Source organism: Streptomyces sp. NPDC006326, assembly GCF_040612915.1.
Lineage (GTDB): Bacteria > Actinomycetota > Actinomycetes > Streptomycetales > Streptomycetaceae > Streptomyces.
The window spans coordinates 1-13,683 of the sequence record NZ_JBEXRC010000027.1 but is presented as its reverse complement, the minus strand read 5'-3'; the positions used below and the strand labels follow the sequence as shown (position 1 = coordinate 13,683).

The window sequence follows — 13,683 nt, the reverse complement described above, 5'->3', positions numbered from 1 at the left end:
GCGGTCTGACACCCCGCGAGAGAAGCGATGATCCAGGCCATCGGACTCACCAGCACCCCCCGACGAGACCTCCCGCCCCTCGTGGACGACCTCAGCTTCGAGGCCCGCCCGGGAGCCGTGACCGCCCTGCTCGGCGAGCCGGGTTCGGGCAAGACCACCGCCTTGCGGCTCATGCTCGAACTCGAACCGGGGCGCGGGGTCACCTACTTCCGCGGCCGCCCGCTGCACCGGATCCCGCACCCCGGCCGTGAGGTCGGCGTACTCCTCGGCGACGTCCCCGGCCATCCCTCGCGAACGGTGCGCAGCCAGCTGCGGATGCTGTGCGCCGCCGCCGGGGTCCCGGCCTCCCGGGCCGACACCATGCTCGAAGTCGTCGGCATCGCGGGCCTGCGGGACCAGCGGCTCGGTTCCCTCTCCCTCGGCATGGAACGCCGGGTGGGGCTGGCCGCGGCGCTGCTCGCCGACCCGTGCACCCTGCTGCTCGACGAGCCCGCCGCCGGACTCCCGCCCCGCGAACGCGGCTGGCTGCACGGGCTGCTGCGCGGGCACGCCTCCCTCGGCGGCGCCGTCCTCTTCACCACCGACGACGCCAAGGAGGCCGTCCGCGTGGCCGACCGGGTCGTCAGCATCGAGGCCGGCCGGCTCGTCGCGGACCAGGACGCGGCCGAGTTCGCCCGGACCCGGCTGCGGCCGCGGGTCGCCGTGCGTACTCCGCACGCCGCCCGGCTGGCCGACGTACTGGGCCGGGAGGCGCGGGACGCCCAGCGCGCGGTCGAGATCGTCGAGGAGAGCGGGAGCCGCCTGTCGGTGTACGGCAGCACCTGCGCGGAGGTCGGCGAGGCGGCCTTCCGCAACGGCGTCCTGGTCCACCAGCTGGCCGACGAGACCGGGCCGGGCGCAGGGCACGGCGCGACAGGCCGCGCCGTGCCCTGCGCCCGCACCGAGTCGGCTGCCGGCTCGGACCGTCCTGCCGCCCCCGCCGACGGCGCCCCCGCCCCCGCCGCCGAAGCCGGGGAGCCGCCCGTCCCGGGAGGCCGGCGGCCGGCTGAAGCGGACTCCGGCCGCATGCCCTCGCCGGTGCGCCGGGTCGGCGGGCCGCTGCGACCGCTGCGCTACGAGATGCGCCGCGTCTCCAGCACGGCCGCCCCCGCCCTGACCGCGGCCGTGGTCGTCGCTGTCTCCGCCATCAGCTCCCTCGTACTGGCCCGGGCCGGCCACACCCCGCAGAACCGGCTGCTCGCCGCCTGGCCCGAGCTGCTGCCCCTGCCGCCCGCCGCGCTCGGCGCCGGGCTGCTCGGGGCCCTGGCCTTCGGTGAGGAGTACCGCTACCCCGCGCTCGCCGCCGACCGCGGTACCGTGCCACGGCGCCTGGGCCTGCTCGCCGCCAAACTGGCCGTCGGGGCGGGCCTCGCCCTCCTGCTCGGAGTCCTCGCGGTGGCCGCCGACGCCGCTGCCCTGCGGCTGGTCTTCGGCAGCGGGCCGCTGCGCACCCCCGCCGAATGGGTTTCCCCGGCCGTGAGTTGGGCCGGACTGCTCATCGGCTGCTCCTGGGCCGGCGTCCTCGCCTCGGGCGTCTTCCGGTCGGCGACCGCAGGGCTGGCCGCGGTGCTCGCCGTACCCGTGATGGTCGTCCCCCTGGTGCGCAAGGCGCTGGACGGCCCTTCCGCGTACCCGGTCACGGGGCTCGCGGCCCGGCTGCGCGGGCTGGCCTGGGCCCAGTGGCCCCCGGAGGCGGACCACCTGGTCCTCGGAGCCTTGCGGGTGATGGCCCAACCCGTCGGCACCGCCCTGGTGTTGTCGCTGATGGTCCTGTTGTGCGCCTATGGGTTCACAGGACTGCGCGGTCGAGTCCGATGGTGATCGTTCGGGTACCGGTAAGACCCCTCGCGGGACCGATCGTGCCCGCATCACGCGAAGCGGACCGCAACTCCCCGCAATAGGCCCGGTTCTTTACGATAAGTCGTCAATTGCGCAGGTGGCGCCGATCACCCTTTCGTGTGCTTTTCACCAAAGACCTCAAGGGACATCGAGGCACGGCCGACAAAGGATTCGTGAGTACCCTTGCGCACACCATGATGACCGCCGCCCGCCACGCCGATTCCGGCCTCGCCGGCCCGGGCGAACTCGACCGCTACCCCTACGCGGAGACCCCCGGGTCCGACCGCGCCGGAGCGCCCCACTGGGACGGCGCCGACGTCGAGTTGAGCCGCGTGGGCCGCCGCGCGGCAGGCAGCCGCGGCCGCGGACTGCACGGCCAACTCGTCCAACAGCTCGGCCAGATGATCGTCTCCGGCGACCTCGGCGCGGACCGCCCGCTCGTTCCCGAGGAGATCGGCCAGCGCTTCGAGGTCTCCCGCACCGTGGTCCGCGAATCGCTGCGGGTCCTGGAGGCGAAGGGCCTCGTCAGCGCCCGCCCCAACGTCGGCACCCGCGTCCGCCCCGTCGCCGACTGGAACCTGCTCGACCCTGACATCATCGAGTGGCGCGCCTTCGGGCCCCAGCGCGACGACCAGCGCCGCGAGCTCAACGAGCTCCGCTGGACGATCGAGCCCCTCGCCGCCCGCCTCGCCGCCGGCCACGGCCGCCCCGACATCCAGCAGCGCCTCGCCGACATGGTCGAGATCATGGGCCACGCGCTCGGCCAGGGCGACGCGATCACCTTCGCGCGCGCCGACAACGAGTTCCACGCGCTCCTCATCCAGGTCGCCGGCAACCGCATGCTGGAGCACCTCTCCGGGATCGTCTCCGCCGCCCTCCAGGTCTCCGGCAGCCCCGCCACCTCCTGTGACCGGCCCAGCGAGGCCTGCGTCGCCCACCACGCGCGGATCGTCGAGGCCCTCGCCGCCGGCGACGCCACCGGGGCCGAGAGCGCCATGCGCCAGCTCCTGACGGTGCACCCGGAGGTCGAGCGCGTGGTGCCCGCCCCGCGCGAGCACTGAGGGCGGTCGGGCGGGACGCGGGGGTACGCGTACGTGTCGCCGGGTCCGGTTCGGGCCCGGCGACAGCAGCGTCCGGGGTCCTGTGGCGCCCTTCTGTGCCGACTGCGCGCCGGGCCCCGGCCGGGCGTCGGGCGGGCCGCGCGGGGCCGTGCGTGCGGGCCGCAACGGGCCGTGCCTACGAGCTGACCGGTATCCGCCCAACGGGGGTGTGACTCGGGCCACGAAGATTGGGGCGTAACACTCCGCGAGGTCACGCGATGACCTAGAGAGGTGATGGCCGACGGAGGGAAGACAGCAGCCCTTGCGGGTGCTGTGCAGCTCCCCGGCCCCTGCCCGCGCCCCCGGCCCATTCCCAGTCGGTGGTCGTCGGCTCCGGTCCAGCACCACCAGGCCGGGGTCGGAAGCCGTTCCCATCGTTCCGAGAGGTTGTTCGTGTCGGCCAGCACATCCCGTACGCTCCCGCCGGAGATCGCCGAATCCGAGTCTGTGATGGCGCTCATCGAGCGGGGCAAGGCCGAGGGGCAGATCGCCGGCGATGACGTGCGTCGGGCCTTCGAGGCTGACCAGATTCCTGCGACCCAGTGGAAGAATGTCCTGCGCAGCCTCAACCAGATCCTTGAGGAAGAGGGTGTGACGCTGATGGTCAGTGCCGCGGAGTCGCCCAAGCGCGCCCCCCGCAAGAGCGTCGCAGCGAAGACCCCGGCGAAGCGGACGGCCACCAAGACCGTCGCGGCCAAGACCACGGCTGCGCGGACCGCCGCCGCCGAGGCCCCGGCTGCCGAGACGGCGGAGCCCGAGCCCCTGGACGCCCTGGCCGAGGAGCCGGGCACCGAGCCCGCCGCGAAGAAGGCGGCAGCCAAGAAGACGACGGCGAAGAAGGCCGCACCCGCCAAGAAGACCGCCGCCAAGAAGACGGCGGCGAAGAAGACCGCCGCCAAGAAGGACGCCGACGAGGCCGGCGAGGAAGAAGTCCTTGAGGAGGGTCCCGGCCCGGTCAAGGCCGAAGCCGAGGACGAGGAGGACGGCGGCGAGAGCAAGGGCTTCGTCATCTCCGACGACGAGGACGACGCCCCGGCCCAGCAGGTCGCCGTGGCCGGCGCCACGGCAGACCCGGTCAAGGACTACCTCAAGCAGATCGGCAAGGTCCCCCTCCTCAACGCCGAGCAGGAGGTCGAGCTCGCCAAGCGGATCGAGGCGGGCCTGTTCGCCGAGGACAAGCTGGCCAACTCCGACAAGCTGGCGCCCAAGCTGAAGCGTGAGCTGGAGATCATCGCCGAGGACGGCCGCCGCGCCAAGAACCACCTGCTGGAGGCCAACCTCCGCCTCGTGGTCTCCCTGGCCAAGCGCTACACCGGCCGCGGCATGCTCTTCCTGGACCTGATCCAGGAGGGCAACCTGGGTCTGATCCGCGCGGTCGAGAAGTTCGACTACACCAAGGGCTACAAGTTCTCCACGTACGCGACCTGGTGGATCCGCCAGGCGATCACCCGGGCGATGGCCGACCAGGCCCGTACCATCCGCATCCCCGTCCACATGGTCGAGGTCATCAACAAGCTCGCCCGCGTGCAGCGCCAGATGCTCCAGGACCTGGGCCGCGAGCCCACTCCGGAGGAGCTGGCCAAGGAACTCGACATGACCCCCGAGAAGGTCATCGAGGTCCAGAAGTACGGCCGCGAGCCGATCTCCCTGCACACTCCGCTCGGCGAGGACGGCGACAGCGAGTTCGGTGACCTCATCGAGGACTCCGAGGCGGTCGTCCCGGCCGACGCCGTGAGCTTCACGCTCCTGCAGGAGCAGCTGCACTCGGTGCTCGACACGCTGAGCGAGCGCGAGGCCGGCGTGGTGTCCATGCGCTTCGGCCTCACGGACGGCCAGCCGAAGACCCTCGACGAGATCGGCAAGGTCTACGGCGTCACGCGCGAGCGGATCCGCCAGATCGAGTCCAAGACGATGTCGAAGCTGCGCCACCCGTCCCGCTCCCAGGTGCTGCGCGACTACCTGGACTGACCGGGCCGGAGAAGCGGCGGTGGCCGTGCGCGGGTGCGCACGGCCACTTGGCGTCCCACTCTGGGTGGAGTCATGCACACCCAGAGTCAGGAGGCCCCCATGCGTCGTCCCTTTGCCCGTGTCCTGGCAGGCGCGCTGGCCCTGGTGGCGGGAGCGGCCGCAGTGCCCTTGGCGCAGCTGCCCGAGGCGGCCGCGGACAGTGTGGTGATCGGGGGGAAGCCGGTCAAGGCGGCCGACAGCCCCTGGGTCGTGGCCCTCGCCAGCCGTGACCGGTTCGGAGGTACGCGGGCCGGGCAGTTCTGCGGAGGCGTCGTCGTGGCCCCGACCAGGGTGCTGACCGCGGCCCACTGCCTGAGCCGCCAGGTGCTCGGCAGCCCGGTCGAAGCCGTGCCCGACCTGCGCGTGGTCGCCGGCCGTACCCAGCTGACGGCGCCGGACGGGCGGGAGATCGCGGTACGGACCGCCCGGGTGAACCCGGGCTACGACCCGAGGACCAATGCCGGTGACCTGGCCGTCCTGGAACTCGACGAGGCGGTGCCCGCGGGGTACGTCCTGCCCATGGCGGCCGAGGGGGACCCCCGCTACGCACCGGGCGCCGAGGCGGCCGTGTACGGCTGGGGCGACACCAGCGGATTCGGTGACTACGCGTACGGCCTGCGTGCGGCCCGGGTGACCGTGCTGGACGACGAGGTGTGCCGCCGGGCCTATCCGGGAAGCGCGGAGGGCCAGTACCGGCCGGGGTCCATGGTGTGTGCCGGACAGCAGGGCGGCGGGAGGGACGCCTGCCAGGGGGACAGCGGCGGGCCGCTGGTCGCCCAGGGCCGGCTCATCGGGGTGGTGTCGTGGGGGCGCGGCTGCGGCCGGGCCGACAGCCCGGGGGTCTACACCAAGATCGCTCCGCTGGCCGGCTTCGTGACGGCCCCGGAGACGAGCTCGCAGCCCGCGCAGGGCCCGGAGGCCTGGTGGAGCATGCCGGAGCGCCTCGGACCGGCCGCACGGGCCGGGGAGGGGCAAGCGTCGGGCGCCTCGTACGGTCCGGTGCGGGCCGAGGGCGGGGCCCACTGACCGCCCGGCTGCCGGCAGCCCGGGAGCGGATGTGAGGACGGGCGGCATCTCTGGGTCTCAGAGACGCCGCCCGTCGCCCGGCCTGGCCGGGCTGTGGCTCGTCGGATGCGAGGTCAGGCCTGTGTCAGCGGTCCTCGGTGTCGGCGTTAGCCGCCGGAGCGGACGTGAGCCGCTCGGTCTCATCCTGTATTTCCGCGGCGATCTTCTTGAGTTCCGGCTCGAACTTGCGCCCGTGGTGGGCGCAGAAGAGCAGTTCACCGCCGCTCAGCAGGACGACGCGCAGATATGCCTGGGCGCCGCAACGGTCGCATCGGTCAGCGGCCGTCAGCGGGGTCGCGGGTGTCAGAACAGTAGTCACGTCGCCTCTTCTCTAGCTCGACGAGCTGTCGTACCAGGGTCAACATCCAACCAGGCCGAAAACGTTCCCGCTCTCGGCTTTTCCTCGAAACTTCCTTCCGAAGCTGGCCGGCTGTTGCCGGTTGGCGGCGAAGGAGCCGTATTGCGTTGCTTTACGGTTTCGCGTTGTCAGTCGTTCGCTTGTCGCAGTCCGTCCTCCCCGGCGTGAGTGCCGGTTTGTTCATGAGGACGTGCCCGAACCCTAAATGGTTCATGCCTGGAAGGGAACGTGATGTTTGCTTCACCCCCGCGAGGGATCGAACATCCGTGCGGATCTGCACTAGGCTGAGGAAGGGCGAGGGTGGCGTTGCATCCGCTCTACCAGGCCTCGGTACCCTTCGACGGGCAACCGAGCCACCCTGCGCCCGACCGGGCCAGAAAAAGAAATTCAGCGAGGAGCGAACTGCGTGACCGCCGACACGTCCGTGCCTTCCAGCGCGCTGCTGTCCGGAGCAGACCGGGACGGCTCCAACTACACCGCGCGGCACCTCCTCGTCCTCGAAGGCCTTGAGGCCGTCCGCAAGCGACCCGGCATGTACATCGGCTCCACCGACAGCCGGGGCCTCATGCACTGCCTGTGGGAGATCATCGACAACGCCGTCGACGAGGCCCTGGGCGGGTACTGCGACCACATCGAGGTGATCCTCCACGAGGACGCCTCCGTCGAGGTCCGGGACAACGGCCGCGGCATCCCCGTGGACGTCGAGCCCAAGACCGGGCTCTCCGGCGTCGAGGTCGTCATGACCAAGCTGCACGCCGGCGGCAAGTTCGGCGGCGGCTCCTACGCGGCCTCCGGCGGTCTGCACGGCGTCGGCGCCTCCGTCGTCAACGCGCTCTCCGCCCGTCTCGACGTCGAGGTCGACCGGGGCAGCTCCACGCACGCGATCAGCTTCCGCCGCGGCGTCCCCGGGATGTTCACCGAGCAGGGCCCCGACAGCCCGTTCGACCCCGCCAACGGCCTGCACAAGATCAAGCGGATCCCGAAGGGCCGGACCGGCACCCGCATCCGCTACTGGGCGGACCGGCAGATCTTCCTCAAGGACGCCCGCCTCTCCCTGGAGACGCTCTACCAGCGCGCCCGCCAGACCGCCTTCCTCGTCCCGGGGCTGACGATCGTCGTGCGCGACGAGCGCGGCATCGACGGCGCCGGCAAGACCGAGGAGACCTTCCGCTTCGACGGGGGCATCAGCGAGTTCTGCGACTACCTGGCCCAGGACAAGGCCGTCTGCGACGTGCTGCGCCTGACCGGCCAGGGAACGTTCAAGGAGACCGTGCCGGTCCTCGACGAGCGCGGACACATGACCCCCACCGAGGTCACCCGCGAGCTCGGCGTGGACATCGCCCTGCGCTGGGGGACCGGGTACGAGACCCAGGTCAAGTCCTTCGTCAACATCATCGCCACGCCCAAGGGCGGCACCCACATCACCGGCTTCGAGCGCTCGGTCACCAAGACCGTGAACGAGGTGCTGCGCTCCGCGAAGCTCCTGCGCGTCGCCGAGGACGACGTGGTCAAGGACGACGCGATGGAGGGACTGACCGCGGTCGTCACCGTCCGGCTGGCCGAGCCGCAGTTCGAGGGCCAGACCAAGGAAGTGCTCGGCACCTCGGCCGCGGCGCGCATCGTCGCCGCGGTGGTCGCCAAGGAGCTCAAGGCCTTCCTGACCTCCACCAAGCGCGACGACAAGCAGCAGGCGCGCGCCGTCCTGGAGAAGATCGTCGCGGCCGCCCGGACCCGGATCGCGGCCCGTCAGCACAAGGAGGCCCAGCGCCGCAAGACCGCCCTGGAGTCCTCCTCGCTGCCCGCGAAGCTGGCGGACTGCCGCAGCGACGACGTGGAGCGCAGCGAGCTCTTCATCGTCGAGGGCGACTCCGCCCTCGGTACGGCCAAGCTGGCTCGGAATTCCGAATTCCAGGCGCTCCTGCCGATCCGCGGCAAGATTCTGAACGTCCAGAAGTCGTCGGTCTCGGACATGCTCAAGAACGCCGAGTGCGGGGCGATCATCCAGGTCATAGGAGCCGGCTCGGGCCGCACCTTCGACATCGACGCCGCGCGGTACGGGAAGATCGTCCTGCTCGTCGACGCCGATGTCGACGGCGCCCACATCCGCTGTCTGCTCCTGACGCTCTTCCAGCGGTACATGCGGCCGATGGTCGAGGCGGGCCGTGTCTTCGCCGCCGTTCCGCCGCTGCACCGCATCGAGCTCGTGCAGCCCAAGAAGGGCCAGGACAAGTACGTCTACACGTACTCGGACAACGAGCTGCGCCAGACCCTGCTGGAGTTCCAGCGCAAGAACATCCGGTACAAGGACTCGATCCAGCGGTACAAGGGCCTCGGCGAGATGGACGCCGACCAGCTGGCGGAGACCACCATGGACCCGCGCCACCGCACGCTGCGCCGGATCAACATCGGCGACCTGGACTCGGCCGAGCAGGTCTTCGACCTGCTGATGGGCAACGAGGTGGCGCCGCGCAAGGAGTTCATCACCGGCTCCGCGGCGACGCTGGACCGCTCGCGCATCGACGCCTGAGCCGGACGCGCCACCGGGCCCACGGCACACCGGTGGTCTTCGCTCCATCACCTGAAGGAGTGAAGACCACCGGTACACCAGTCCGGAAACCGTCCATACCGCACATCCTTGTGGGCACGCGGCCAATGCGGCAGCGGACAAGGAGAGTTCGGTGGACAAGCACGAAGGTCCCGATGCCGGAACGATCCGGCTGGACGATCCCTGGTACGACGCGCTCGCCGTCGGCTGGGGCGAAGGCGAGGACCCCCAGGTGCCGCGCCCGGCCACCGGCGGGCGGCCCGCCCCAGGGGCGTCCGACATCTATCTGGAAGTGCAGCGCAGCGCGGCCTTCCAGGAGGTCCGCAGCCGCTACCGGAGGTTCGTCCTCCCTGCGACCGCCTGTTTCTTCCTCTGGTACGTCGCCTACGTGATCGCCGCCACCGCGGCGCCCGGGTTCATGGCCCGGCCCGTCGCCGGGGCGGTCAACGTCGCACTGCTGGCCGGCCTCGGCCAGTTCCTCAGCACCTTCCTGCTGACCTGGGCGTACGCCCGGCACGCGCGGCTGCGCCGGGACCGGGCGGCCCTGGACCTGCGCTGGACGGTCTTCGAGCAGGAGCGCGGCCAGGAGCGCAACAAGGGCCGGGAGGCGGGCCGGTGACCACCGAACACCAGATGCTCGCGCTGTTGCTGTTCAGCGTCTTCATCGCGGTCACCCTGGGCATCACCACCTGGGTGAGCCGCAACCGGCACGGCTCCGCCGAGGAGTTCTACGCGGGTGGCAGGCTCTTCTCCCCGCTGGAGAACGGCTTCGCCATCGCCGGCGACTACATGTCGGCCGCGTCCTTCCTCGGCATCTCCGGGCTGATCGCCCTGTTCGGCTACGACGGCCTGCTGTACTCGGTGGGCTTCCTCGTCGCCTGGCTGGTCGTGCTGTTCCTCGTCGCCGAACTGGTCCGCAACTGCGGACGCTTCACCCTCGCCGACGTGATCGCGGCCCGGATGAGCGAGCGGCCCGTCCGGATCGCCGCCGGGATCTCCTCGGTCACGGTCTCGGTGCTGTACCTCGTGGCGCAGATGGTCGGTGCGGGGAGCCTGGTGGGGCTGCTGCTCGGTGATTCGGGCACCGCGGCCCGGACCCTGACCGTGGTCGGCGTCGGGGCGCTGATGGTGGTCTACGTGTCCTTCGGCGGGATGCGGGCCACCACCTGGATCCAGATCGTGAAGGCGGTGCTGCTGATGGGCGGGGCCGTCGCCCTCACCGTGCTGGTGCTGCTGCGCTTCCACGGCGACTTCGACCAGCTGCTCAGGAGCGCCGCCGAGCGCAGCGGCCACGGCCTGCGGTTCCTGAGCCCGGGGCTCAAGTACGGCGCCGACTGGACCGCCCGCTTCGACTTCATCAGCCTCGGCCTCGCCCTGGTCCTGGGGACCGCCGGGCTGCCGCACATCCTGTCGCGCTTCTACACGGTGCCGACGGCGCGGGCGGCCCGCCGGTCGGTGGTGTGGGCGATCGGCCTGATCGGCGGCTTCTACCTGATGACCATCGTGCTCGGCTTCGGGGCGGCCGCGCTCGTGGGCCCCGATGCCGTGCGGGAGTCCAACGCCTCGGGGAACACGGCAGTGCCCCTGCTCGCCGCGTTCCTCGGGGGTGGCGCCGAATCGACCGGGGGCGCGGTGCTGTTCGCCCTCGTGGCCGCGATCGCCTTCGCCACGATCCTCGCGGTGGTCGCCGGGATCACCCTCGCGTCGTCCGCCTCCGTCGCGCACGACCTGTACGCCTCGCTGAAGCGCCGCCGCGCCAGGCAGCGCAGCGAGGTCGCGGTGGCCAGGGCCGCGGCGGTCGGGATCGGCGCCGTGGCGATCGCCCTCGGGCTGCTCGCCCAGGACCTGAACGTGGCGTTCCTGGTGGGGCTCGCCTTCGCCGTGGCGGCCTCGGCCAATCTGCCCGTGCTGCTCTACTCGCTGTTCTGGAGCGGCTTCACCACGCGCGGCGCCGTCTGGTCGGTGTACGGGGGGTTGGTGCCGGCCGTGGTGCTGGTGCTCCTGTCGCCGGTCGTGTCCGGCAGCGCCGAGTCCCTCTTCCCCGGTGTGGACTTCCAGTTCTTCCCGCTGCAGAACCCGGGGCTGATCTCGATCCCGCTGGGCTTCCTGGCGGGCTGGATGGGGACGGTCACCTCGGTGGACGAGCCGGACGCTGCGAAGCACGCCGAAACGGAGGTCCGTTCGCTGACCGGCGCGGGAGCCGTGTGAGCGGTCTGCCGTCTGCCGTCTGCCGTCTGCCGTCTGCCGTCGGACCTCGGCCGCCGGCCGTCAGCCGCCTTCCGCCGGGCGCCAGGAGTAGCGGTGCTCGGGGCGGCCCGTCTCGCCGTAGCGCAGAGCCAGGGTGATGCGGTCGGCGCGTTCCAGGAGCTTCAGGTAGCGCTGGGCGGTCTGGCGGCTGATGCCGGCGCGGTCGGCGATCTGCTGGGTGGACAGCGGCCCTTCCGCGGAGCGCAGGACGCGGCGGACCAGGTCCGCGGTGGTGGGGGAGTGGCCCTTGGGGAGCTCGTTCGGGGTGCCTGCGGCGGCGAGGGCGCCGAAGATCCTGTCCACCTCGGCCTGTTCGGCCTCGCCGCCGGTCCCCAGGGTGCGGCGCAGGCCGGCGTAGGCCTCCAGCCGGGCGCGCAGACCGGCGAACGTGAAGGGCTTGACGAGGTACTGGAGTGCGCCGAGGCGCATGGCGGCCTGGACGGTGGCCAGGTCACGGGCGGCAGTGACCATGATCACATCGGTGTGGTGGCCGAGCTGGCGCAACCGGCGGACCAGGTCGAGGCCGCTCTCGTCGGGGAGGTAGTGGTCGAGCAGGACGAGGTCCACGGGGTGGGCGCCGAGGAAGTCCAGTGCCTCCGCCGCGGAATGCGCCCGGGCCGCGACGCGGAATCCGGGAACCTTCGCCACGTACGCCGCGTTGATCCGGGCAACACGCATGTCGTCGTCGACGACCAATACGTGCATCGGGGTCTCGTTCATCGCAGGGCCTCCGGGAGTACGACGGAGAATTCCGCCCCTCCGTCCGCTGCCTCGCCGGCCCGGACCGTGCCGCCCTGCCGCTCCGCGAGGCGGCGTACGAGCGTGAGCCCCAGCCCGCGCTCCCGGTGGCCGCGGGGCTGCTTGGTCGACCAGCCTTCGGTGAAGATCTCCTCGCGCCGGGCGGGCGGCACACCGGGGCCGCTGTCCCGGACCCGGAGGATCGCCGTGCGGCCCTCGGAGCGCAGCTCGACCTCCACGAGGGGCGTGGCCGAGCCCACGGCCGCGTCCAGGGCGTTGTCCACCAGGTTGCCGGTGATGGTGACGAGGCCGCCGGGGTCGACGAGGCGGTCGGGCAGGAGCGTGGCGTCGGCGAGGCGGAGCGGCACGCCCCGCTCGGCCGCCACGGTCGCCTTGCCCACCAGAAGCGCGGCCAGCAGGGGATCGTGCACCCGCTCGGTGACCTGCTCGGCCGTGGTGCGGTGGACGCCGACGACCTCGGTCACGAAGGCCACGGCTTCCTCGTGCAGGCCGAGCTCCAGCAGCCCGAGGAGGGTGTGGAGGCGGTTGGCGTGCTCGTGGTCCTGGGCGCGCAGGGCGTCGATCAGGCCCCGGGTGGAGTCGAGTTCGCGGCCGAGGTGCTCCAGCTCCGTGCGGTCGCGCAGGGTGGCCACCGCCCCGCCGTCGTCGGTGGGCATCCGGTTGGCGATCAAGACCCGCGTGCCCTGGACGGTCAGCAGGTCGCGGCCGGTGACCCGGCCGGTGAGGACGTCGGTGGTGCGGCCCGCGCCCAGGACGTCGTCCAGCGGGCGGCCGGCGAGGGCGCCGGCGGTGTCGGTTCCCTCCGGGGTGAGGCCGAGCAGCCGGGCGGCCTCGTCGTTGAGGAGGCGGATCCGGCCGTCGCGGTCGAGGGCGATCACGCCCTCGCGGATCGAGTGCAGCATCGCCTCCCGCTCGGCGAGCAGTCCGGCGATGTCCGAGAAGGCGAGGTCGCGGGTCTGCCGCTGGATCCTGCGGGAGAGCAGGTAGGCGGCGAGCGCGCCGGCTGCCAGGGCGCCGCCCGCGTAGGCGAGCAGGCCCGGGATGGCGCCGAGCAGCCGGTCGTGGACGCTGTCGTAGGCGATGCCGACGGAGACGGCCCCGACGATCTCGCCGTCGGCTGCGAGGAGGGGGACCTTGCCGCGGGCCGAGCGGCCCAGGGTGCCCTCGTCGATCTCCATGACCTCGTGGCCGGCGAGGGCCTCGCCGGGGTCGGTGGAGACGGGCCGTCCGATGCGGCCGGGGCTGGGGTGGGAGCGGCGGATGCCGTTCAGGTCGACGACGACCACGTACTCGGCGCCGGTGGCACGGCGGATCCGCTCGGCGGAAGCCTGTACGGGGCTGTCCGGCGACGGTCCCGAGGCCAGGAGACCGGCGGCCAGGGAGGGGTCGGCCGCCGCGCTCTGGGCGATGGCCAGGGCGCGGCGCATGGCCTGGTCGTCGAGCTGCGCGCCCAGCGGTGCCAGGAAGAGGCCGGTGGCCAGCACGACGACCCCGGCGGCGATGGCCAGCTGGGTCAGCAGGATCTGTGAGACGGCCCGTCTGGGCAGCCCGAGGCGGCGTGAGCGTGGGGGGAGGAACCGCATGGGCAGCAACGGTAGGCGCGCGGGGCCCCAAGCGGAATGCCGGGCCGCTCGGCGCGCAGCCGAGGGGGGCCCGCCCGGCGCCGCAAACCCCTGACCCGCCCGCCCGCCCGCCCGCCCGCCCGCCCGGCCGGCCGGCCGGGC

Annotated in this window: 10 protein-coding genes; 7 read left to right on the top strand and 3 right to left on the bottom strand. The window is 72.3% G+C overall.

Annotation, left to right across the window (positions count from 1 at the left end; genetic code table 11):
- The first annotated feature begins 27 nt into the window (after positions 1 to 27).
- The 4 genes from ABZ128_RS21175 (at position 28) to ABZ128_RS21160 (ending at position 6,011) form a co-directional block, all read left to right on the top strand.
- Complete coding sequence (locus ABZ128_RS21175) at positions 28 to 1,860, top strand: ABC transporter ATP-binding protein (RefSeq protein WP_356850256.1); 1,833 nt, start codon at positions 28 to 30, stop codon at positions 1,858 to 1,860.
- A gap of 191 nt (positions 1,861 to 2,051) precedes the next feature.
- The gene (locus tag ABZ128_RS21170) at positions 2,052 to 2,939 is read left to right on the top strand and encodes a FadR/GntR family transcriptional regulator (protein WP_356850254.1); all 888 of its coding nucleotides are present in this window, start codon (positions 2,052 to 2,054) and stop codon (positions 2,937 to 2,939) included.
- Between the two features lie 426 nt (positions 2,940 to 3,365).
- A complete protein-coding gene (locus ABZ128_RS21165; RefSeq protein ID WP_356850253.1) occupies positions 3,366 to 4,946 on the top strand; it encodes an RNA polymerase sigma factor in 1,581 nt (526 codons plus the stop codon).
- Between the two features lie 99 nt (positions 4,947 to 5,045).
- Positions 5,046 to 6,011: a serine protease gene (locus tag ABZ128_RS21160; protein WP_356850252.1), complete on the top strand. Its 966-nt coding sequence runs from the start codon at positions 5,046 to 5,048 to the stop codon at positions 6,009 to 6,011.
- Between the two features lie 124 nt (positions 6,012 to 6,135).
- Here the strand turns inward: ABZ128_RS21160 and ABZ128_RS21155 are convergent, their stop codons facing one another.
- Positions 6,136 to 6,369, bottom strand: coding sequence for a hypothetical protein (locus ABZ128_RS21155; protein ID WP_243631750.1), 234 nt, complete (start codon positions 6,367 to 6,369; stop codon positions 6,136 to 6,138).
- 445 nt (positions 6,370 to 6,814) lie between these two features.
- Here ABZ128_RS21155 and ABZ128_RS21150 point away from each other — a divergent pair, with 445 nt between their 5' ends.
- The 3 genes from ABZ128_RS21150 (at position 6,815) to ABZ128_RS21140 (ending at position 11,161) form a co-directional block, all read left to right on the top strand.
- Positions 6,815 to 8,935 carry a DNA topoisomerase IV subunit B gene (locus ABZ128_RS21150; protein ID WP_356850251.1) on the top strand — a complete coding sequence of 707 codons (2,121 nt, stop codon included), beginning with the start codon at positions 6,815 to 6,817 and terminating at the stop codon, positions 8,933 to 8,935.
- Between the two features lie 151 nt (positions 8,936 to 9,086).
- Complete coding sequence (locus ABZ128_RS21145) at positions 9,087 to 9,572, top strand: DUF485 domain-containing protein (RefSeq protein WP_356850250.1); 486 nt, start codon at positions 9,087 to 9,089, stop codon at positions 9,570 to 9,572.
- Positions 9,569 to 11,161 (top strand): cation acetate symporter, encoded by a 1,593-nt coding sequence (locus tag ABZ128_RS21140; protein ID WP_356850249.1) that lies wholly within the window; start codon positions 9,569 to 9,571, stop codon positions 11,159 to 11,161. Before ABZ128_RS21145 ends, ABZ128_RS21140 begins: the two co-directional genes overlap by 4 nt.
- 60 nt (positions 11,162 to 11,221) lie before the next feature.
- Here the strand turns inward: ABZ128_RS21140 and ABZ128_RS21135 are convergent, their stop codons facing one another.
- Together ABZ128_RS21135 and ABZ128_RS21130 are read right to left on the bottom strand one after the other, a co-directional pair.
- The gene (locus ABZ128_RS21135; RefSeq protein WP_356850247.1) at positions 11,222 to 11,920 is read right to left on the bottom strand and encodes a response regulator; all 699 of its coding nucleotides are present in this window, start codon (positions 11,918 to 11,920) and stop codon (positions 11,222 to 11,224) included.
- Positions 11,917 to 13,542, bottom strand: coding sequence for a sensor histidine kinase (locus ABZ128_RS21130; RefSeq protein WP_356850246.1), 1,626 nt, complete (start codon positions 13,540 to 13,542; stop codon positions 11,917 to 11,919). The genes ABZ128_RS21135 and ABZ128_RS21130 overlap by 4 nt, the downstream gene beginning before the upstream one ends.
- Positions 13,543 to 13,683 lie beyond the last annotated feature (141 nt).

Bases quoted from the DNA above. Each gene is read 5' to 3' on its own strand.
- ABZ128_RS21175 (WP_356850256.1), top strand. From the start codon at position 28: ATGATCCAGGCCATCGGACTCACCAGCACCCCCCGACGAGACCTCCCG.
- ABZ128_RS21160 (WP_356850252.1), top strand. From the start codon at position 5,046: ATGCGTCGTCCCTTTGCCCGTGTCCTGGCAGGCGCGCTGGCCCTGGTG.
- ABZ128_RS21135 (WP_356850247.1), bottom strand. From the start codon at position 11,920: ATGAACGAGACCCCGATGCACGTATTGGTCGTCGACGACGACATGCGT.
- ABZ128_RS21130 (WP_356850246.1), bottom strand. From the start codon at position 13,542: ATGCGGTTCCTCCCCCCACGCTCACGCCGCCTCGGGCTGCCCAGACGG.